21 protein-coding genes and 2 tRNA genes are annotated in these 19519 nt (G+C 67.7%); 9 read left to right on the plus strand and 14 right to left on the minus strand.

Features of this window, described 5'->3' with window-relative positions; translation table 11 throughout:
- Window positions 1-43: 43 nt before the first annotated feature.
- Entirely contained in the window at window positions 44-1519 is a 1476-nt protein-coding gene (locus tag ACWPMZ_RS13850) for an FAD-dependent oxidoreductase (RefSeq protein WP_455704647.1), read from the minus strand.
- Window positions 1520-1606: 87 nt separating this feature from the next.
- Between ACWPMZ_RS13850 and ACWPMZ_RS13855 the strand changes: the two genes are divergently transcribed.
- From ACWPMZ_RS13855 to ACWPMZ_RS13870, 4 genes are all read left to right on the plus strand, one after another.
- Window positions 1607-1680: transfer RNA gene (locus ACWPMZ_RS13855), tRNA-Cys, on the plus strand.
- Window positions 1681-1812: 132 nt separating this feature from the next.
- Window positions 1813-3666 carry an ABC-F family ATP-binding cassette domain-containing protein gene (locus tag ACWPMZ_RS13860; protein ID WP_455704648.1) on the plus strand — a complete coding sequence of 618 codons (1854 nt, stop codon included), beginning with the start codon at window positions 1813-1815 and terminating at the stop codon, window positions 3664-3666.
- A gap of 6 nt (window positions 3667-3672) precedes the next feature.
- The gene (locus ACWPMZ_RS13865) at window positions 3673-3867 is read left to right on the plus strand and encodes a hypothetical protein (protein ID WP_455704649.1); all 195 of its coding nucleotides are present in this window, start codon (window positions 3673-3675) and stop codon (window positions 3865-3867) included.
- Window positions 3864-4406, plus strand: a complete 543-nt coding sequence (locus ACWPMZ_RS13870) for a pseudouridine synthase (RefSeq protein ID WP_455704650.1) — start codon at window positions 3864-3866, stop codon at window positions 4404-4406. The genes ACWPMZ_RS13865 and ACWPMZ_RS13870 overlap by 4 nt, the downstream gene beginning before the upstream one ends.
- Window positions 4407-4415: 9 nt before the next feature.
- Here the strand turns inward: ACWPMZ_RS13870 and ACWPMZ_RS13875 are convergent, their stop codons facing one another.
- On the minus strand, window positions 4416-5573 hold the full coding sequence (locus tag ACWPMZ_RS13875) for a JmjC domain-containing protein (protein WP_455705159.1): 1158 nt from the start codon (window positions 5571-5573) through the stop codon (window positions 4416-4418).
- 183 nt (window positions 5574-5756) lie between these two features.
- Here ACWPMZ_RS13875 and ACWPMZ_RS13880 point away from each other — a divergent pair.
- Window positions 5757-5832, plus strand: a tRNA-Thr gene (locus ACWPMZ_RS13880).
- A gap of 16 nt (window positions 5833-5848) precedes the next feature.
- Here the strand turns inward: ACWPMZ_RS13880 and ACWPMZ_RS13885 are convergent.
- From ACWPMZ_RS13885 to modA, 3 genes are read right to left on the minus strand one after another with little or no spacing between them, the layout of a single operon-like run.
- Window positions 5849-6460: an ATP-binding cassette domain-containing protein gene (locus tag ACWPMZ_RS13885; protein WP_455704651.1), complete on the minus strand. Its 612-nt coding sequence runs from the start codon at window positions 6458-6460 to the stop codon at window positions 5849-5851.
- Complete coding sequence (gene modB, locus ACWPMZ_RS13890; RefSeq protein WP_455704652.1) at window positions 6450-7148, minus strand: molybdate ABC transporter permease subunit; 699 nt, start codon at window positions 7146-7148, stop codon at window positions 6450-6452. The genes ACWPMZ_RS13885 and modB overlap by 11 nt, the downstream gene beginning before the upstream one ends.
- Window positions 7148-7906, minus strand: a complete 759-nt coding sequence (gene modA, locus ACWPMZ_RS13895; RefSeq protein ID WP_455704653.1) for a molybdate ABC transporter substrate-binding protein — start codon at window positions 7904-7906, stop codon at window positions 7148-7150. The genes modB and modA overlap by 1 nt, the downstream gene beginning before the upstream one ends.
- A gap of 39 nt (window positions 7907-7945) precedes the next feature.
- Here modA and ACWPMZ_RS13900 point away from each other — a divergent pair, with 39 nt between their 5' ends.
- Window positions 7946-8290 carry a winged helix-turn-helix domain-containing protein gene (locus ACWPMZ_RS13900; RefSeq protein ID WP_455704654.1) on the plus strand — a complete coding sequence of 115 codons (345 nt, stop codon included), beginning with the start codon at window positions 7946-7948 and terminating at the stop codon, window positions 8288-8290.
- On the opposite strand, the gene ACWPMZ_RS13905 is transcribed toward ACWPMZ_RS13900, so the two are convergent.
- Genes ACWPMZ_RS13905 through ACWPMZ_RS13940 form a run of 8 tightly spaced genes read right to left on the minus strand, consistent with a single transcriptional unit; the run spans window position 8287 to window position 15582 of the window.
- Window positions 8287-9288, minus strand: coding sequence for an alcohol dehydrogenase catalytic domain-containing protein (locus ACWPMZ_RS13905; RefSeq protein WP_455704655.1), 1002 nt, complete (start codon window positions 9286-9288; stop codon window positions 8287-8289). The two genes, ACWPMZ_RS13900 and ACWPMZ_RS13905, sit on opposite strands and share 4 nt — an antisense overlap.
- Window position 9289: 1 nt before the next feature.
- Entirely contained in the window at window positions 9290-10408 is a 1119-nt protein-coding gene (locus tag ACWPMZ_RS13910; protein WP_455704656.1) for an NAD(P)-dependent alcohol dehydrogenase, read from the minus strand.
- Between the two features lie 46 nt (window positions 10409-10454).
- Window positions 10455-11309 (minus strand): SDR family NAD(P)-dependent oxidoreductase, encoded by an 855-nt coding sequence (locus ACWPMZ_RS13915; protein ID WP_455704657.1) that lies wholly within the window; start codon window positions 11307-11309, stop codon window positions 10455-10457.
- 10 nt (window positions 11310-11319) lie between these two features.
- A complete protein-coding gene (locus tag ACWPMZ_RS13920; protein ID WP_455704658.1) occupies window positions 11320-11859 on the minus strand; it encodes a 2,4'-dihydroxyacetophenone dioxygenase family protein in 540 nt (179 codons plus the stop codon).
- Window positions 11860-11873: 14 nt separating this feature from the next.
- Window positions 11874-12419 (minus strand): 2,4'-dihydroxyacetophenone dioxygenase family protein, encoded by a 546-nt coding sequence (locus ACWPMZ_RS13925; RefSeq protein WP_455704659.1) that lies wholly within the window; start codon window positions 12417-12419, stop codon window positions 11874-11876.
- A 23-nt stretch (window positions 12420-12442) separates the two neighbouring features.
- Window positions 12443-13681: an MFS transporter gene (locus tag ACWPMZ_RS13930; protein ID WP_455704660.1), complete on the minus strand. Its 1239-nt coding sequence runs from the start codon at window positions 13679-13681 to the stop codon at window positions 12443-12445.
- 9 nt (window positions 13682-13690) lie between these two features.
- Complete coding sequence (locus ACWPMZ_RS13935) at window positions 13691-15022, minus strand: MFS transporter (protein WP_455704661.1); 1332 nt, start codon at window positions 15020-15022, stop codon at window positions 13691-13693.
- Between the two features lie 14 nt (window positions 15023-15036).
- Window positions 15037-15582: a VOC family protein gene (locus tag ACWPMZ_RS13940; RefSeq protein ID WP_455704662.1), complete on the minus strand. Its 546-nt coding sequence runs from the start codon at window positions 15580-15582 to the stop codon at window positions 15037-15039.
- A gap of 181 nt (window positions 15583-15763) precedes the next feature.
- Between ACWPMZ_RS13940 and ACWPMZ_RS13945 the strand changes: the two genes are divergently transcribed.
- The 3 genes from ACWPMZ_RS13945 to ACWPMZ_RS13955 are packed head-to-tail and all read left to right on the plus strand — an operon-like array spanning window position 15764 to window position 17287.
- Entirely contained in the window at window positions 15764-16522 is a 759-nt protein-coding gene (locus tag ACWPMZ_RS13945) for a class II aldolase/adducin family protein (RefSeq protein ID WP_455704663.1), read from the plus strand.
- Complete coding sequence (locus tag ACWPMZ_RS13950; RefSeq protein WP_455704664.1) at window positions 16522-16740, plus strand: PF20097 family protein; 219 nt, start codon at window positions 16522-16524, stop codon at window positions 16738-16740. The genes ACWPMZ_RS13945 and ACWPMZ_RS13950 overlap by 1 nt, the downstream gene beginning before the upstream one ends.
- 4 nt (window positions 16741-16744) lie before the next feature.
- Window positions 16745-17287: a (2Fe-2S)-binding protein gene (locus tag ACWPMZ_RS13955; protein ID WP_455704665.1), complete on the plus strand. Its 543-nt coding sequence runs from the start codon at window positions 16745-16747 to the stop codon at window positions 17285-17287.
- Window positions 17288-17336: 49 nt separating this feature from the next.
- On the opposite strand, the gene ACWPMZ_RS13960 is transcribed toward ACWPMZ_RS13955, so the two are convergent.
- On the minus strand, window positions 17337-19424 hold the full coding sequence (locus tag ACWPMZ_RS13960; protein ID WP_455704666.1) for a TonB-dependent receptor: 2088 nt from the start codon (window positions 19422-19424) through the stop codon (window positions 17337-17339).
- Between the last annotated feature and the right edge of the window lie 95 nt (window positions 19425-19519).

The following is a 19519-nucleotide window of genomic DNA, read 5'->3' on the forward strand; positions in this document are numbered from 1 at the left end:
CGGCGTAAACCGAGGGTCCGCCGGGCGAGCGGCGGGGGCGGTCCTACTCGGCGGCTACGGCCGTCGTGCCGGCTGCCGCAACGGCGCCGTCGTCATGCAGGTGAGCGCCTTGCGTGCGCAGGAGGGCGCGGACTTCCGCCACGTCGACCTCGCGCGGCTGGATGCCCCGGTTGGCCGCCACCGAAGCCGCCACGCCCGCCGCATGGCCGGTCAGCCAGCACTGCGGGATTTCGCGCATGAAGCCATGGCTGTTGGCATCGCAGCTCATGTGCCGCCCGGCGGCCAGCAGCCCGTCGAGATTGCGCGGGACGAGGCTGCCGTAGGGCACCGAGACGACCGGGAACTTGGGGCTGATCGACGGGCTGACGCCGACTTCGGTCGCGGCGGGGTTGTCATTGCCCCAGTTGCTGCGCTCGATCCGCTCGATCCCGCCCAGGCGCCGAGTGTGACGCACGCCGAGCTGGCTCGCGCTCTGCAGCGAATAGGCATTCTCGAACCCGGGCGCGTTGCGGCGGAAGAATTGGCAATGCCCTTCCATCAGCCGGTGGCTGCGGATTTCGACCTCGGTCATGTCGTCCACGTCCAGCGCCGAAAGGCCGGACTGGCGCGGTCCCAGGAACAGCGCGATGTCAGGGCGCCAGCTGACGTAGGGCGTTTGGAAAAAGCCCAGCTCCTTGCGCCCCTGTTCGATCAGCGCGGCGAGCTGTTCGGGGTAGAGCACCTTCCAGTTGATCCAGCGGTTCATGTCGACCCCGCCGATCACCCATCCGGTATTCATCGAGTGGTGCACGTCGCCTTCCTCGATGTCGGTATCGAAGGCGGCGCCGGCGCGGGCGAACATGTCGCCGTCGCCGGTGGTGTCGACCACCACCTTGGCCAGGATCGCCTGGCGCCCGGCCTTGCTCTCGAAGATCACGCCCCTGGCGGTACCGTCCTCGACGATCGGGCGCGCGGCCCAGGCGTGGAACACGATCCGCACGCCGGCCTCGAGCAGCATCTCCTGGTTGAGCAGCTTCATCCGCTCCGGATCCAGCGTGGGCGCCCACTGCACGATGCCGTGGAACGCGGTGGTCCGCTGGCCCCAGTAGGCGACCTTCTTTTCGTCCTTGCTGCCCCAGTCGGATCGCGGGGGGCCGGCCACACCCTCGGGCGGCATGCGCTCGATGAAATGGCGAGCGAAACCCTGGATGACGTGGTTGCCGTCCCAGTCGGTCATGCGGTCGATCCACATGACGAGCCCGCCGGTGGAGAGCCCGCCCAGGCAGTTGTAGCGCTCGACCAGCGTGACGTCAGCCCCGGCCTTCGCCGCCGCCCAGGCCGCCGCGCAGCCAGCCGGGCCGCCGCCCACGACGACCACGTCGGCGCTGTGATAGACATCGATTTCGCGCGCCTCTTCGGTCACGCTCCCCTCGCGGCGCGACGGCGGCAGGGCCCGGCCGGAGCTTTCGAACACGTCGGAGCCCAGGAAGCGGGTCTCGCTGTGCCCTTCGACCCGCTGGAGTTTCACATCTTCTGTCATGCTTAGCTGGCTAACGGTTTGCGCGCGTGCGGGCAAGCGAATGGAGCGTTGCATCCCTTGTGTCCATGGGCTAGGCGCCCGCCTTCCGGCCCGATGGCGGAGTGGTTACGCAGAGGACTGCAAATCCTTGCACGCCGGTTCGATTCCGGCTCGGGCCTCCAACTCCCTGTTCGTTTCAAGCTCGAAACAGCACCAACGGCGTGACGGGTCGCTGCCTCCCGCGGCGGTAAACGACATTGGCAACGCACGAACGTTTGGGGTTGAGCGCGTCCCCTGTTAGGGGCCCGCCCGCGATGATCTCGATTGACAACATTACGGTGCGCCTCGGCGGGCGCGCGATCCTGCAGGAGGCTTCTGCCGCCATTCCGGCCAATGCCCGGGTCGGCCTGATCGGCCGCAACGGCGCGGGCAAGTCCACGCTGATGAAGGTCCTGATCGGCGAGCTCGAGCCCGACCACGGCTCGGTCGACAAGCCCCGCCGGGCGCGGATCGGGTACATCGCGCAGGAAGCCCCCAGCGGGCCGGGCACGCCGTTCGAAGCGGTGCTGGCCGGCGACGCCGAACGCGCCAGCCTGATGGCCGAGGCCGATGCCTGCACCGAGGACATGGAGCGGCTGGGCGACATTCACGAACGCCTGCTGGCGATCGATGCCTACGCGGCGCCCTCGCGGGCCGCGATCATCCTCAACGGCCTCGGTTTCGACGAGACGATGCAGACGCAGCCGCTCGACAGCTTTTCCGGCGGCTGGCGGATGCGCGTCGCGTTGGGCGCACTGCTGCTGTCCGCGCCCGACATCCTGCTGCTCGACGAGCCGTCCAACCACCTCGACCTGGAAGCGACGCTCTGGCTCGAGAGCTTCCTCAAGTCCTACCCCGGGACGATGATCGTCATCAGCCACGAGCGCGACCTGCTCAACAATGTGGTGACCGACATCCTGCACCTGCAGGACGGCAGGCTGACGCTCTATTCGGGCGGCTACGATTCGTTCGAGGTGCAACGGGCGGAACGGGCGGTGCAAATTGCGGCCGCCAAGGCGGCGCAGGATGCCCAGCGCGCAAGGCTGCAGGATTACGTCGCGCGCAACAGCGCCCGCGCGTCCACCGCCAAGCAGGCGCAGTCGCGCGCCAAGATGCTCGCCAAGATGCAGCCGATCGCCGCGCTGATGGAAGACCCGAGCCTGAGCTTCGACTTCCCCAGCCCCGACGAACTGCGCCCGCCGCTCATCACGCTCGATCTCGCTGCGGTCGGCTATGACGAAACGCCGATCTTGCAGCGCCTCAACCTGCGAATCGACCCCGACGACCGGATCGCGCTGCTAGGCCGCAACGGCAACGGCAAAACGACGCTCGCCCGCCTGCTCGCGGCGCAGCTTGCGCCGATGGAGGGGGCCATGCAGGCCTCGGGCAGGATGCGGGTGGGCTATTTCACCCAGTACCAGGTCGAGGAACTGTCGAGCGACGGCACACCGCTCGACCACATGACCCGCGCCATGGAGGGTGGGGCGCCCGGCGCGGTGCGCGCTCAACTGGGGCGGTTCGGCTTCTCCGGGCACAAGGCGACCACCAAGGTCGGCAAGCTTTCGGGCGGCGAGCGGGCGCGGCTGGCGCTGGCGCTCATAACCCGCGATGCGCCGCACATGCTGATCCTCGACGAACCGACCAACCACCTCGACGTCGATGCGCGCGAAGCGCTCGTCCAGGCGCTCAACGCGTTTGACGGGGCGGTTATCCTGATCAGCCACGACCGGCACATGGTGGAGCTGACCGCCGATCGCCTCGTGCTCGTCGAGGACGGGACGGCCCGGGAATATGCCGGCAGCATCGAGGATTACATCGATTTCGTCCTGGGGCGGAACCAGCCGAAGGCCAATTCCGGCGCGAAACCGAAGAAGAACCGCCAGGGATCGGTCAAGGAGCGCGAGGCCGCGCGGCTGGCCCGTAGCGCCGTCACCGCCGCGGAAAAGCTGATTGCCCGGCTGCAGGACAAGCTGGCGACCATCGACGCGGCCCTGGCCGATCCCGCCGGCAACGGCGACGGACCGCTGGTCGATCTGCTGCGCGAGCGGGCGACGCTTGCCGCCGAGCTGGAAGAGGCCGAGCTGCAGTGGCTCGATGCGCAGGAAAACCTGGAGAAGGCGGAAGCCTGACCGCCGGTGCGTACCCGCCTCAGCGTCTGCCTGCGCAAGCAGCGCTTCCGTTCCGAAGGGGAGGCCCTTGGCGCTGCGCACGCCGCTCCGCTGGGGCTGAGGCACTATCGCTGCGACCGCTGCGGCAGCTTCCACCTGACCAGTCGGCGCAAGGGCAAGCGCATCCCGCGTCCCGCCGCATCGCAGGGAGTAGTGGGATGAGCAGGCTGATCCTGTTCAACAAGCCCTATGGCGTCCTCTCGCAATTCACCGACGAACGGCAGGACCAACCTCGCCCGACGCTGGCGGATTTCATCGAGGCGCCGGGCTTCTACCCTGCCGGCCGGCTGGATTTCGACAGTGAAGGACTGCTCGTCCTGTGCGACGACGGACAGCAGCAGGCGCGGATCGCCGACCCTCGCTTCAAATTGCCCAAGACCTATCTGGCGCAGGTCGAGGGCGTGCCTGACGATGCGGCGCTCGAATCCCTTCGGCGCGGCGTGCAATTGCGGGACGGGCCGACCCGCCCGGCCACGGTCGAGCGGATCGAGGCACCGGACCTGTGGCCGCGCGATCCCCCGATCAGGGTGCGCAAGTCCGTGCCCGACAGCTGGATCCGGCTGACGATCAGCGAAGGCCGCAACCGTCTGGTGCGCCGCATGACCGCGGCGGTCGGCCATCCGACGCTCAGGCTGGTTCGCTGGTCGGTCGGCGAGTGGACCCTCGCGGGGCTGGCGCCGGGGGAATGGCACAAGGCCTGACCGAGCGCGTCAGTCGTCCTCGGCAAGCGCCAGGCAGCCCCGATTGATCAGGTCGACGATCAGCTCGGCAAGGGCCGGGGATGCGGCGATGCCGGGGTCGATCTCGATTTCGGGGGCAGCACACAGTCTCTGGGCGAGGTCCGCCAGGTCGCCCGCGCAGCGCCACGTTGCGCCGTCGACAAACAGGAGGATCGACTCGTCGACCTGCCGGATGAAGGCGTAGCGGCTGGCCGGGTTGCGTTCGAGCCATGCGCCGCCAGCGGTTAAAACGCGCAACTCCTCCGGCGTCATCGGTTGGTCCGGCCGCCAGTCCAGGAGATCGTTCTTCGGCGCGGTCGTGTATTCGCCGAACCATTCCGCGAACCCGCTCCGGTCCGCCAGGGCGCCGACCGCCAGGGCCTGCAGGCGATCCAGCGCCTCGGCGGAAATCTCGCCCGGGTTCGCCTGCCGGGCCGGATCGGGATCGGCATAGCGATCGTCCTCGCCGAGCGCGTCGAGGACCCGGTCGGTCCAGCCCGACAGCAGGTCGCCGCGCGACGGCGCGCGAAAACCGATCGAATAGGTCATGCAGTCGTCGCCCACCGCCACGCCTTCGTGCGCGACGCCGGGAGGGACGTAGAGGATGTCGCCGGGCTCGAGGATCCATTCCGCCACCGGCTCAAATTCGGCCAGCAGGCGCAGGCCATCGTGCGGCAGGAGTGGCGCCGTATCGTCGCACAGCGCACCGATCCGCCAGCGGCGGCGCCCCAGGCCCTGCACCAGGAACACGTCGTACTGGTCGAAATGCGCGCCCACGCCGCCCCCGTCTACCGCATAGCTGACCATCACGTCGTCGATCCGCCAGTTGGGGACGAAGCGGAACGGCTCGAGCAGGGCGGCAACCGCGGGGACGTGATGGTCGACCGCCTGGACCAGCAGGGTCCACGGGCATTCTCCCAGCTCGCCGAACCGGTCGGGCGCAAGGGGCCCATGCTCCAGCGTCCAGCTTGCGGGGCCCTCGTTGCGGATGAGCCGGGCTTCGATCTCCGGCTCGCAGGCCAGGCCCGCCAGTTCGTCGGGCTCGAGCGGGTTGGTCCAGTGCCGCCACGGATTGCGGATCAGCAGCGGCTGCTTCTGCCAGCTCTCTCGCAGGAACTGCGCCGAATCGAAATCGAGGAACTCGGGCATCGCTGCCACTGAAGGATCGCCTGGCTGCATGGCGCGGGTGCTAGCGCGGATTGGGCGAAAGGCAACTCACACCCCCCGGCTTGATCCCGCCCGTCAGCCCGGCAAATATCGTGCCCGCTGCCTCGCCTGGCATATTTTCCGGCTTGGCAGCGCGGCCCTTGCGCGCCTAAGGGCCGCGCGAGCGCCGCTTTAGCTCAGTTGGTAGAGCATCGCATTCGTAATGCGGGGGTCACAGGTTCGAGTCCTGTAAGCGGCACCACCACTCCCCGGCACCCTCAGACCAGCGCGACGACCTCGCCGGCCAGCCGCTCGACTTCGGCAGGGGAGTGGCTGACGAGTAGCGTGGACAGCGCCAGGTCGTCGCGGATGCGTTCGAGCAGGCCGACCACTTCCTCCGCCCGCGCGGCGTCGAGCGAAGTCAGCGGTTCATCGAGCAGCAGGAAGCGGGGCGCGCTCGCCAGTGCGCGGCCGATCGCTACGCGCTTGGCCTCGCCGCCCGACAGCGTGCCTGGATAGCGCCGGGCCAGGTGGGCGATGCCGAGAAACTCGAGCGTTTCGGCCGGGTCCATCACGGCGCCTTCGCGCTGGCCATAGGCGAGATTGGCGAGAACCGTGCGGTGCGGGAACAGCCGCAGGTCCTGGAAAACGTAGCCCGCCCGGCGCCGCTCGGGCGAAAGGTCCACGCCGGCCGTATCGTCGAACAGGGTTTCGCCGCCGATCCGCGCATGGCCGCGCAGTGGGCGGCGCAGGCCGGCGATGCAGTCGAGCAGTGTCGTCTTGCCGCAACCCGAGGGGCCGGTGATCGCCACGAGGCTGGCCGCTGTCGCGACCCGCACCGTGCGCTCGGCTTCGCCCGCGCGATAGGTCAGCGCAATGTCAAAGGACATGGGCGCGCCTGCCGTGGCCGCGGCGGACCAGCAACTCACTCGCCAGCAGCGCCGCCAGCGAAAGCAGCACGGAGACGATGGCCAGCCGGGTGACCAGCGCCTCGCCGCCGGGAGTCTGCAACCCGGAATAGATCGCCAGCGGCAGCGTCCGCGTCTCGCCGGGGATATTGCTGGCGAAGGTGATCGTCGCGCCGAACTCGCCCAGCGAGCGGGCGAAGCCCAGCATCGTTGCCGCCATGACGCCCGGCAGGCTGAGCGGCAGGGTGACGGTCAGGAAGGCGCGCCAGGGTGTCGCCCCGAGCGTGCGCGCGGCGCCGACCAGGCGGCGGTCGACCGCCTCGATCGACAGGCGCATGGCGCGTACCATCAGCGGTAGGGCCATGACGGACGCCGCCAGCGCCGCCCCGGTCCAGCGAAACACCAGGACGAGCCCGAACGTCTCCTCCAGCCAGCGGCCCATCGCCCCGTTGCGGCCGAACGCCAGCAGCAGCAGCCACCCGGTGACCACAGGGGGCAGGACGAGCGGCAGATGCACCGCCGCGTCAAGCAGCAGGCGCCCCGGAAACCGCCTTCGGGCCAGCAGCCAGGCGAGCGCATAGGCCACCGGCAGCGTCAGCAGCACCGACACCACGCCGACCTTGAGCGACAGGGCGACGATGCCCCATTCCGCGCTCGACAGGCCCAGCATCAGGGCGCGAGGAAGCCGTGGGTCGTCAGGATCGCGCGCCCCTTGGGACCGGCCAGCCAGGCGCGGAAGTCCTCGGCATCGCCGCTCTTCGCATCCGCCAGGCGGGCGATCGGATAACGGATCGGCGAGTGCAGGTTTTCGGGGATACCGGCGACGACCACGACCAGGTCGGACGCCTTCGCATCGCTGGCGTAGACGATGCCCAGCGGCGCCTCGCGCCGTTCGACCAGCGCGAGCGCCGCGCGCACGTTCTCGCTGGCGCTGATCCTGTTCTCGACGGCAGGCCAGAGCTCGAGCCGGCCGAGCGCCGCCCGGGCATAGCGGCCGGCTGGCACGCTGTCCGGATCGGCCAGCGCCAGCGGCCCATTGCCCAGGCGGGCAGTCACCGCATCCGGAAGCAGTGCGAGCGCGGTGGCATCGCCGGCCGGCGCGATCACCACAAGGCGGTTGCCGGCGATGTCGGCGCGGCTAGCCGGATCGATCAGCGCCTTTTCCGCCAGGCGGTCCATCCATTCCTCGTCTGCCGAGATGAACAGGTCCGCAGGCGCGCCGCCCAGCACCTGGCGCGCAAGCGCGGACGTGCCGGCGAACGAGAGGACCGGGTGCGGATGGCCTTCGCGCGACCATTCCAGCGCCGCCTGGGTCAGCGCTTCCTGCATGCTCGACGGAGCGAGGACCAGCGGCCCCTTGGACGGGGCATCTTTGCCGCAGGCGGCCAGGGCGAAAACGGCCAGCGCCGCGAGAATGAAGCGAAACATGGCGCAAGCTATATCTTGCGGTATATATCTCGTCCAGCGATGGGCGAACTCAAACTCAAGGTGCAGCTCTACTGCGGCGGGGAGGTGGCGATGGGGCCGGGGAAGGCCGCGCTGCTGCGCGCCATCGCGGACACGGGATCGATTTCCGCTGCGGGCCGCAAGTTGGGGATGAGCTATCGCCGGGCATGGCTGCTGGTCGACACGATGAACCGCTGCTTCCGGCAACCGCTGGTCGATGCGCGCGCCGGAGCGGGTGCGCAGGTCAGCGCGGCGGGCGAAGCGGCGCTGGCAGCCTACGAGGCGATCCTGGGCGAGGTCGAGGGCAGCTCGCGAGGCCGCCCGTTCCTTGCTCTCGAAGCGATGCTGCGGGCTGACCCCGGCTAGGGCGCGATCAGCACCTTGCACTGGCCGGTGCGACGCTTCAGGCTTTCGTAGACCGCGGGCGTATCGGACAGCGCGATTGTGTCGGTCACCAGCAGGCGCGGCTCGATCGCGCCCTGCGCCAGCGCCTCGAGCGAAGCTTCGTATTCGGGAACGGTGAAGAACGCGCTGGTGACGAGCCTCACCTCCTTGGTCAGCATGGCGAAGGAATTGAACGTGTCGGGCTTGGTGCACAGCCCCAGCAGCAGGATCGTGCCGCGATTGCGGACCTGATGGACCGCCTGCTCGATCACGCCGGGGATGCCGACGCATTCGAACACGATGTCGGCCTTGCCGCCAAGGGCGCGCTCGGCGCTACCGACGGGATCGGCCGGATCGACCACGAAGACGTCCGCCCCCATGTCGAGCGCGCGCTGCTGCTGATCCTCGACCACGTCCTGCACCGCCACCCTGGCCGCGCCCATGCGCTTGCACCAGAAGGCGACCGCCAGCCCGATCGGCCCGGCGCCGAGCACGAGCACGGTATCGCCCCGTTGCAGGCCGGACAGGTTCACCCCGTGCAGCGCCACGGCCAGCGGCTCGATGATCGCGCCGTCGGCCAGCGAGAGGTCGGTGTTCAGCTTGACGCACTGGTTGGGCCGGACGACGGCGAATTCGGCGTAGCCTCCGCCCTGGAGGCCGAAGGAAGCGCACCATTGAACTTCGCCCGTCCTGCAGTGCTCGCACTGGCCGCAGGACTTGAGCGGGATGACCGACACCAGATCGCCGCTCTTCAGGCCCGATACCTCGCGCCCGGCCTCGACCACCTCGCCGGCGAATTCGTGGCCCAGCACGTCGCCGTGCTTGCAGCCGTAGGCCGCATCCTCGGTCATGTGCAGGTCGCTGCCGCAGATCCCGCAGCGCCCGACCTTGACCACGACCTCGCCCGCATCGGGCATGGGATCCGGGATATCTTCGAAGGCAAGCGGCGCGTGCAGCGCCTGGAAGGTGACGGCCTTCACGTCACTCGGCCGAGATGCGCAGGACCGGCTTGACCACCTCGCCCGATTCGCTCGCCTCGATCCCGGCATTGATGTCGTCGAAATCGAAATAGCGGATCAGCCGGTCGAACGGGAAGCGGCCCTCCTGGTGATAAGCGATCAGTTCGGGGATGAAGCTGTGCACGTCGCTGTCGCCGCCGAGGATGCCGACGACCCGCTTGCCGCCGCCCATCAGCGCCGCTTCGCTGAGGTTGAGCATGGCCTCGGGCGGGCCGGCGCCGACGAGGCCGAGGATGCCCTTGGGCGCGATCTGTTCGAACGCGCCCTCGATCACCTCCTTCACCCCGGTCGTGTCGAAGGCATAGGCCAGACCCTCGGGCGCGATTTCCCCGACGCGGGCCATGGCGCTTTCGCCCGCCTTGACCGTGTGAGTCGCACCCAGTTCCTCGGCCAGTGCCAGCCGGGCGTCGTGCATGTCGACCGCAATGATCGGACTGGCGCCGGCGATCCTGGCGGCCATGACCGCGGCCAGGCCGACCGTGCCGGTGCCGAAGATAGCGATCGGCATCCCCGCGCGAACTTCCATGCTGCGCAGCACCGCGCCCGCGCCGGTCATGAGGCCGCAGCCCAGCGGGGCGAGGCGTTCGAGCGGCAGGTCGGCGGCGCTGTCGGGCACTCGCACGACATTGCGCTGGTGAGCGATCGCATGGGTGGCGAAGCTCGACTGGCCGAAGAAATTGCCGCCGATGGGTTCGCCGTCCCGCGTCAGCGTGGGCGACCCGTCGGCCCGGCGGCCCGAGAAGTTGTGCGGCCCGAAGTTGTAGCAATAGGTCGGCGCGTCGACGGCGCAGTTGGGGCATTCGCCGCACGAATTGAAGCTGACGATCACCCGGTCGCCCGGCGCCGCGGCGGTCACACCGCCGCCGACCTTCTCGACGATTCCCGCGCCCTCGTGGCCCAGCACGGCGGGCAGGGGCGTGGGCAGCTGCTGGTCGCGCACTGCCATGTCGGTGTGGCAGATGCCGGTGGCGACGATGCGGATCAGCAATTCGTCGTCACGCAGGTCGTCCAGCTCGACATCGGCGATGTGGAATTCGCTGCCCTGTCCCGGGCAGATGGCGGCGCGTGCCTTGGTCGTCATAGTCTCTCCCGAGGGTTTCGCATCGAGGGTCCGATGCCTGGCTTAGCTAGTCGGCGATTGGTTTGACCGGGCCGAGTTGCATCCCGCCGTCGATCATCACGTGGGCGCCCGTCATGTAGCTGCCCGCATCGCTGGCGAGCAGCAGCGCGAGCGGCTTGATCTGGTATGTCTCGGCCATTCGGCCCACCGGCACCAGTTCGTCCCACGCGGCCTTCGCGGCCGGGTTCTTCTTGACCCAGCCGTCGCCGATGTTGGTCACGAAGGGGCCGGGCGCGATGGCATTCACGCGGATGCCATAGGCGGCAAGCTCGTAGGCCGAATGGCGCATGAAGTGCTTCACGCCCGCCTTGGCCGCCATGTAGGGCACCCCCACGATCGCCTCGTTCACCTCGGCCGCGTTGGAGCTGGTAATGACGATCGAGCCGCCCCGCCGCCCGGTGGGGCCGTGCTCGTTGGCCTTCATTACCCGGGCCGCCTCGCGCACGGTGTGGAACACCCCGGTCAGGTTGATGCCGATCGACTTGTACCACGCCTGCGGATCGTAGGCGTCGATCTGACCGGCGGGATTGCGCGTGCCCTCGGGCGTCCAGAACCCGTTGCCGACATCGAGCCCAGCATTGGCGAAGGCGATGTCGCACCCGCCGTAGGCCGCCACGTGGGCATCGAAGGCGGCCGCGACCTGGGCGAGGTCGGCCACGTCGCACGGGTCCCAGCGCGCCTCGTAGCCTTCGGACACCAGCCGCGCCGCCTCGCGCTCGGCGCCAGCCGCGTCGATGTCGGTCAGCGTCACTTTCGCGCCCGCCTCGGCCATCGTTTCGGCATAGGCGAGGCCGATCCCGCTCGCCGCGCCGGTCACTAGCGCCGAACGGCCGGCAATGTCGAACTGGTCGAGCGTTCTCATGTGGCCCGCATCACAGGTAGAGCTTCTCGTTGACGGGGATTCCCTGCTCGCGGCAGTACTCCTCGTAGTGGTTCATCATCCACCACACGTCGGCGGTTTCGACCAGATTGGCGTTCTCGTCGTAGAACTCGATCGGCCCTTCCATCCAGCCGAACAGCTTCACGCCATCGGGATGCTCGGTCACCAGTGTATGGCTTTCCCCCGGCACTTCGAGGATCAGGCCGCCCGGCGTGCCGACCCAGTCGTATTCGAGGTAGCGGACGCTCCCTTCGAGCACGACCATCGTGATCGTGCCGCGGTGGAAATGCGTCCCGATGACGCCAGGCCCCTTCATCCACAGGATGTTGGAGAACAGGTTGCGGCGGACGTCGAAGCTCAGGTGCTTGATCGCCGCATTGGGGCCGAACGGGACCCACGGGCTGTCCACGTCGGTCTGCGCGTCGATGTAGCGCCCGCCGGGAGAGCGGCGCTCGACCAGGCTGCGATAGGCGAAGGGAACGTCGACGATCTCCGCCTTGTCGGACGGCGGGGCTTTCATCTGGGTGGCCATAATCGAATCTCCTTCTAGCGGATCAGTGAATCGAGATAGGCGCCGCCGATCCCGTTGCTTTCGTAGTGGGCGCGCGCATCCTTCATGTAGTCGAACACGTCATAGTGGCCGACCGACTTGCCCTCTTCGTCGAGCCACATCAGCGGGCCCGAGACGACGAAGAACACCATCATCGGGTCGTCGTGGACATAGGACACCAGCGTGTGGCTTTCGCCCGGCGTCTCGAAGATGAAGTCGCCCGCGGTCGCGGTCCACTCGTGCTCGAGATAGCCCCACTTGCCGCTGATCGTGTAGGCCCAGATCGGCTTGGGGTGATAATGCCGGTTCACGATGCAGGGCTGCTTGGCCATCAGCACGTCGGCCCACATGTTCAGCGTCGGGCTGATCCAGACGGGCTTGGAGTAGACGTCCTCCACCATCGGGCGGCCGATCGGCACCCACAGCCGTTCGTCTCCTTCGGCGATCTTGCTCATGTAGGCTTCGGGCAGGGCGCCCGGGCGGAAGGCGTGCGGGACCGGCTTGGTGCCGGCCCAGGGTTCTGTCGTGGGGGCTTCGGGCATCGAGTCTCTCCTTGGATGGCAGGCTAGGCGTTTGCGGCGCGGCGCTGCAAGACCGCCGGGGCGGATTCGAGCAGGAACAGGCTGCACACGAATGCGGCGAGGGTCAGCGCGAGCAGCAGCCAGACGGGCGCCGCGAGGCCGTAGATATCGGCCAGCCAGCCGGCGAGCGAAGGGCTCAGCACCCCGCCCAGGACCTCGCCCACGCCGCCGACGAAACCGGCCAGGCTGGCGGTCAGGCGGGGGTCGACGCTTTCGGCCGGGACGGTCGCCATGAACAGCGGGAACATGCCGTTGAAGAACCAGCCGATGAAGAAAATCATCGCCATAACGAGTGTAGAACCCGACCAAATCAACGCGCCGATCGGCAGGATGGCGCCGATAAGGCACGAAACGAGAAAGACCGGCTTGCGACCGTAGCGATCGGACAGACCGGCCAGGACAAAAGCGCTGATCGCGCTCGACACGCCCAGCACAGCCATGACGCTGCCCATCTCGCCCGGCGTGTAGCCCTTCAGGTTGACCAGGAAGAGCGGCAGGAACGACCATGCGACGACCAGGTAGCTGACCAGCAGCACCGCGATGGCCGCGCACAGCAGCACGTTGCGGTGTGCGATGGCCTCGCGGTAGGAAATCGCCGGCGCGGCGTGCCCTTCGGCGGCGAGTTCCTTCGGCGGCTCGCGCAGGGTCATCCAGATCAGTGCGGCGGTGATGAGCCCCGGGATTGCCGCGAGGTAGAACCCCGTGCGCCAGCCCCAGGTGGTCGCGAGCCAGACCAGCGCCAGCGGCGCGACCGTGCTGCGCATCAGGCTGGAGCCCAGGTTCTGGCCCACGCCCATACCCAGACCGCGCCGCTCGGGCTTGAGCTCGGTGGCGATCATCGCGTGGCTGACCGGCATGACGCCGCCCTCCGCCGCGCCCATCAGCAGGCGCGCGGCGAGCAGGGCGAGGAAGCCGCCCGCCAGCCCAGACAGGAATGAGCAAGCACAGAACAGCACCGTGCAGGCGAGCAGGATCGGCTTGCGGCTGCCCAGCCGGTCGCTCAACGGCCCGACCGTCAGCCCGGCCAGCGCCCAGGTGAGCGAAAGGCCGGACGCGATCATCCCGACCTGCAGGTTGGAGAGCTGCAAGTCCGGCTGGATCTGCGGCATCATGAAATTGGCCGCCTGCCGGTCGAAGAACAGGATCCCGAAGTTGAGGCTCAGCAGCAGGACCAGCCACGTCTGGTAGCCGTCCGACCGGCGCGCGTTGGCGAGCGTGGGCACCAGGTCGCCCTAGGCGGCCTGGAAGCTCTGCCCGCGCTTGCGCAGGGCAGCCGGCGCCGTTTCGACCAGGCCCATCGCCACGAAGCCGCTGATCGTGGCGAGGATCATCAGCAGGTACAGGAAGGTCTCGTTGCCGAAGGCATCGTTGAGCAGCCCCGCGACCGGCGGCCCGAACACGCCGCCCAGCACCTCGCAGGCACCCATCGCCAGGCCCAGCACGGTGGCATGGTGGATCGGGCGGAAGGTCTCGGAAGGAATGGTCGCCATGAAGATCGGGAAGGTGCCGTTGACCATCCATCCCACGAAGAAGATCGGGATCAGGATCGTGGCATAGTGCGATAGACCGAACGCCCCCGTTCCGGCAAAGTCGGCCGGATCGAGCAGCAGCACGCCGAGCGGGCCGAGCAGCGAGAGGAACGGCAGGAAGACCATGACCGGCTTGCGGCCGATCCGATCGGACAAGCCGGAGACGACGAAGCTGTAAATCGCCGCGGCGATGCCGAGCGAACCGACCAGCCACGACATCGAGAAGGCGTCCATCCCGCGCTCGGTGACCAGGAAGTTGGGCATGAAGGCCCAGGTAATCACGAAGTGCGCCACCATCAGCACGCCGACCACGACGCAGACCCACATGTTGCGGACCTTGAACGCCTCGGCGAAACCGATGCTCGCATCGTGGCCGTCGGCCGGCTTGGGGGCGGGCCTTGGCTCCTTCAGCAGGAACCAGATCATGGCGGCGCTGACCAGACCGGGCAGGGCGGCGAGATAGAACGCCTCGCGCCAGCTGAATGCCGTGGCGAAACCGACAAGGACAACGGGCGCCAGGAAACTGCCGAGCAGGTTCGACCCAAGGTTCTGCGCCACCCCCTGGGCAAGTCCGCGCCGCTCGGGATCGACTTCGCTCGCCACCATCGCGTGGCTGATCGGCATGACGCCGCCTTCGGCCGCGCCCATCAGCAGGCGGGCGGCGAAAAGGAACACGAAGCTGGTCGCCAGGCCCGACAGGAAGGAGCAGATCGAGAAGGCCACGGTGGCGATGATCAGCAGGATCTTGCGCTTGCCCAGCGTGTCCGACAGCCGCCCGACGAAGAACGCCGCGATCGCCCAGCTGAAGCTGAGGCCGCCGGCCAGCAGGCCGATCTGCGTCTGCGACAGCGACAGGTCGCTCTGCACGCCTACCGGCATCAGCACGTTGAGCGCCTGGCGATCGAAGAACACGATGCCGAAGTTGAGGCTCAGCAGCAGGACCAGGAGGGTCTGGTAGGCCGGCGAGTTGGTCAACCAGTTGCCGCCGGCCGGGACGTCGCGCTCGATGATCTGGGTTTCGTCGGGAACGGACATCGTGGATCCTTGAATCAGAGGAAGGAGCGGACTGGTTCGCTGCCGTCCCAGTCGCGGCTGGCTTTCCAGAAGCGGGTGAAGGTCTCGTCCATGCCCGGGGTTACGGGCAGCAGTTCCAGGAAGCCCCACTGCACGCCGTTGCCGTCGTCGAGGTAGACGACCTCGCCCCCGGTCGGCACCGCGGCGCGGAAGGCTTCGGCGTATCCCCGCGACTGGTATTCGCGGCTGGTCGCATCGACATCGGCGCAGGCCAGGCCGAAATGGTGAAAGCCGTAGCCGCGATGCTCGATCGTTTCCCTGTAGACGCTGGGATTGCCGTCGAGCGGCTGGATCAGTTCGATCAGCATGTGGCCGGCAAAGCCCATCGCTATCGTGATATCGGCGGTGGATTCGGCGCCCCGGTAGATCTGCCCGGGCACGAGGAAATGCGGCAGGACGAAGAACGGCCCGGCGCCGGTGTTCTCCACCCAGTGCCCGATGGCCGCGTGCAGGTCCTCGACCACGAAAGCGGTCTGCGCGATCCCGCCCATCGGCTGGCCGTAACCCAGCTCGTCAGCCATCCCGTCTCTCCCTTGCCTGCATGGCTCGCCAATCGACGCGACAAAGTCAATCTCGCCGTGCTAGGATGAGGAAGGCCATCAGGTTCCGTTCGCCATGAGCCTGTCGAAGGGCGAACTTGCACCTGGTCGCGAAATCGTGCTTCGACAAGCTCAGCACGAACGGATTTTTCGGGAGAGAATGATGGCCACCATGCTCAAGCCGCGGATCGAATGCAGCGAAGCCGAATGGCAGGCGCGGCAGGAGCTTGCAGCTTGCTACCGGATCTTCGCCCACCTCGGCTGGTGCGAATCGATCTACAACCACATCACACTGCGCGTTCCGGGTGAGGACGATGCCTTCCTCATCAACCCCTACGGCCTACTGTGGGAGGAAGTGACCGCCAGCAACCTCGTCAAGATCGATGGCGAGGGCAACAAGGTGGGGGACAATCCCTATCCGGTGAACCTGGCCGGGTTCACCCAGCACTCCGTGTTCCACAAGAACCTGCCCCACGCCCATGCGATCGTCCACACGCACACGCCCGATACGATGGCGGTATGCTCGACCGAGGGCGGGCTGGAGGCCTCGAACTTCTATTCCTGCTTCTTCGATGGCGCGATCGGCTATCACGATTTCGAGGGCATCACCGTCCGCGCCGAAGAGGGCGAGCGGCTGGTGCGGAACATCGGCAACCACTTCATCCTGATGCTGCGCAACCACGGCCCGGTCGTGATGGGGCGCACGATCCCCGAGATGTTCCTGATGTATTACATGCTGCAGCGGGCCTGCGAGATCCAGGTCAAGACCGCCAGCATGGGCAAGCCGATCGTCGTGCCGCGCGAGGTGATCGAAACGCACCAGCGCGACCGCGACAAGCAGTTGACGACCGATTTCGGCAAGCTCGATTTCGAGGCGTGGACGCGCAAGATCGATACCATCGACCGGAGCTGGCGAGACTGATGGCGGGGATCAAGACCTGCCCCAAGTGCGGCGGCCGGATGAGCGAAGGCTTCGTGGTCGACGCGGATCATGGCAGCAACAAGGTGACCCAATGGGCGGCGGGCGCACCGGTGCGCAGCTTCTGGACCGCCACGAAGATGAGAGGCGTCAAATTGCACGAAGTCGTCTCGTGGCGCTGCGACAAGTGCCACTACCTGGAAAACTACGCGCCGGGCTGAGCTCATGACAGCAATGACCGTCAACCAGCGGCCCGTGCGCTTCGATATCGACCCGCAGACGCCGCTCCTGTGGGCGCTGCGCGACGCGGCCAACCTGACCGGCACCAAGTACGGCTGCGGAACGGGCGACTGCGGCGCGTGCATGGTCATGGTCGACGGCGAGGCGCTGCGATCGTGCCTGATCACTCTGGCCGAAGCCGAAGGGCGCTTCATCACCACGGTCGAGGGCCTGAGCCGCGACCGCAGCCATCCGGTGCAGCAGGCGCTGGTGGCCGAGCAGGCGATCCAGTGCGGTTTCTGCACGCCGGGCATCGCGATTTCCGCCGCGGCGCTGCTGGCGCGCAACCCTGCCCCCGGCGAGGAGGAGATCAAGGCGGCGATCCCCAACCTGTGCCGCTGCGGCGTCTATCCGCGCCTCGTTCGCGCGGTGCAGCGCGCCGGGCGCGTGGGGCTGCGGCAGGAACGGCTCAGTGCCGCGCCAGCGCCCGGCATCGACCCGGAGGACGCGGCAGCCGCTGTACCGGCCATGCGTCCGGCGGAAGACTGACCGCTCGCGTCCCTGCCGGGTCGGGCAGGCGGATTGCCGCTCGCCGATCCTAGAACTTGAACCGGGCGCCGACGCGGGCGGTCAGCGGCTTGCCCGGCTGGATGTTGTTGTTCCCGTGGGCGCTGCCGAAATAGTCGGCGTCGAACAGGTTCTCCACGTTGAGCTGCAGCGTTACCGCCTCGGTCAGGTCATAGAAGGCGGCGGCGTCGAACCGCACGTAGGATGGCATGGCGACCGCGTGGTCCAGCGCCGCCCACTGCTTCGACTGATGGATCATGCCGGCGCCCAGCGCCAACCGCTCCGTAAGCGCGAACCGCCCCCAGGCACTGATCTGGTGCCTGGGCAACTGGTGCAGGCGCGTGCCGGCCACGGCCTGCGCCGTGGTGCTGCGGATCCCGCCGTCGAGATAGGTGTAGCCCAGCGTCAGGTCGATGCCCGGGGCAAGGGTCCCGGCAAGGCTGGCCTCGAAACCCTCCACCCGGGTCGATCCGGTGAGGACCACGAAGCCGGGGTTGGCCGGGTCCGGTGCCTGGGTGTTCGACCGGTCGAGGCGAAAGGCGGCGGCGGTCAGGAACAGTTCCGGCGCGACGAGCCACTTGGCGCCGATCTCGTAATTGCGGAACACCTCCGGCTTCAGCAGCGCCTGTACCGGCGAGATGAGGCTGAACTGGTCTCCGGACTGCGGCAGGAAGCTTTCCGAGTAGCTGGCGTAGAGCGACAGGGCCTGGCTCGGCTTGACGATCACGCCGAAGCGCGGATTCCACCGTTCGTCCACGCGGGCGCCGGCGGTCGACGCGACGAGATCGGCGGTCTCCAGGTCGAAGCGTTCGTAGCGCACGCCGCCGACGAGCTGGACGATCCCGAAATCGACCTGGTCCTGGATGTAGGCGGAAAAAACCGAGAGGTCCGAAGTGGAGGAGCGTTGCAGGCTGACGGTGGGAAAGGGGACGGTCAGACGCTCTTCCAGCGGCACCGTCACGCTCGTCGCTCCGTTGAAGCGTGCCTGGTTGCGGATCGAGGCGCTCTGCTGATCCGTCGCCTCGACGCCGAACAGCAGGGTGTTCTTGGCGCCGCCCATGTCGAACTCGGCGACCAGGTTGGCCTGGCCGATCAGGTTCTCGCGCGCGAGCCCGCTCTGGTAGCCCGACAGGGTCACCGTTGTGGCGGTGGCGCTGGAAGGCACGACGTTGGAGTAGAACAGATCGTAATTGCCGTATTGCACGGTGGCGTTGGCGCTGAGAGCGTCGGAGAACCGGTGGGTAAGGCGAGTGCGCGCGATGTGCGCCGTGGTCTCGGCATTGTTGAAGTCCGGATTGCCGAACAGGGTATCGTCGTAGCCCCTCAGCGGTTCGCCGTTCAGCGAGGGATTGCCCCTGTCGGTCAGGCGCCTGTCGTCATCGTAGGAATAGGTCGCGGTAAGCCGCGTGTCGGGACCGAGATCGGCGGCGAACGTGGGGCTGATGCCGATGAAGCGGCCGCCGTAGTACTGCCGGTTGCTGTCGAATTCCTCGTAGATCGCATTGAGCCTGCCCGCGACCCCGGCCGCGAACGGCGCGTTGACGTCGCCGGCAAGCGTCCAGGCGCCATGGCTGTCGGCGGAAGCGGCGAAGGAGCCGGACATTCCGGCCGTGTTGGCCTGCTTGCCGACGCGGTTGATCGCCCCGCCCCCCGCGCCGCGCCCGAAGATGAGCGCATTCGCGCCCTTGAGCACTTCGACGCGCTCGATGTTGTACAGGGGGCGATAGTACTGCGCATCGTCGCGCAGCCCGTCGATGTAGAAGTCTGCCGTGGTGCCCTGTCCGCGGATGAAGACCTGGTCGCGGTGCCCTTCGCCGGTCTCCAGCGAAACGCCCGGCACATATTGCAGCGCTTCGTTGATCCCGCGCATGGCCTGGTCGTCCAGTTGATCGCGGGTGATCACCGTCACGGTCTGGGGGACGTCGATAAGCGGCGTAGGCGTCTTGGTGGCGGTGGATCCGTCTTCCTCGGCATAGCCACCGATCGAGGCAGTCACCAGGATATCGACCGGCAGATAGTCGCTCGGCGCGGGCGCATTGCCCTGGGCAGCGCTGGAGAGTCCGACGAGCGCCGCGGACGAGAGAAGAACGATGCGCGAACCGCGCGAACCTAGAGCCAAAATGACCTCCCTGCAGAAGTTTTGAAAACGATTCTCAATAGCCAGCTATTGCGAACGATTTGCAAACGCAAGGACGTTTTGGACGAGTCTGCATT

Source organism: Tsuneonella sp. HG222, assembly GCF_053819185.1.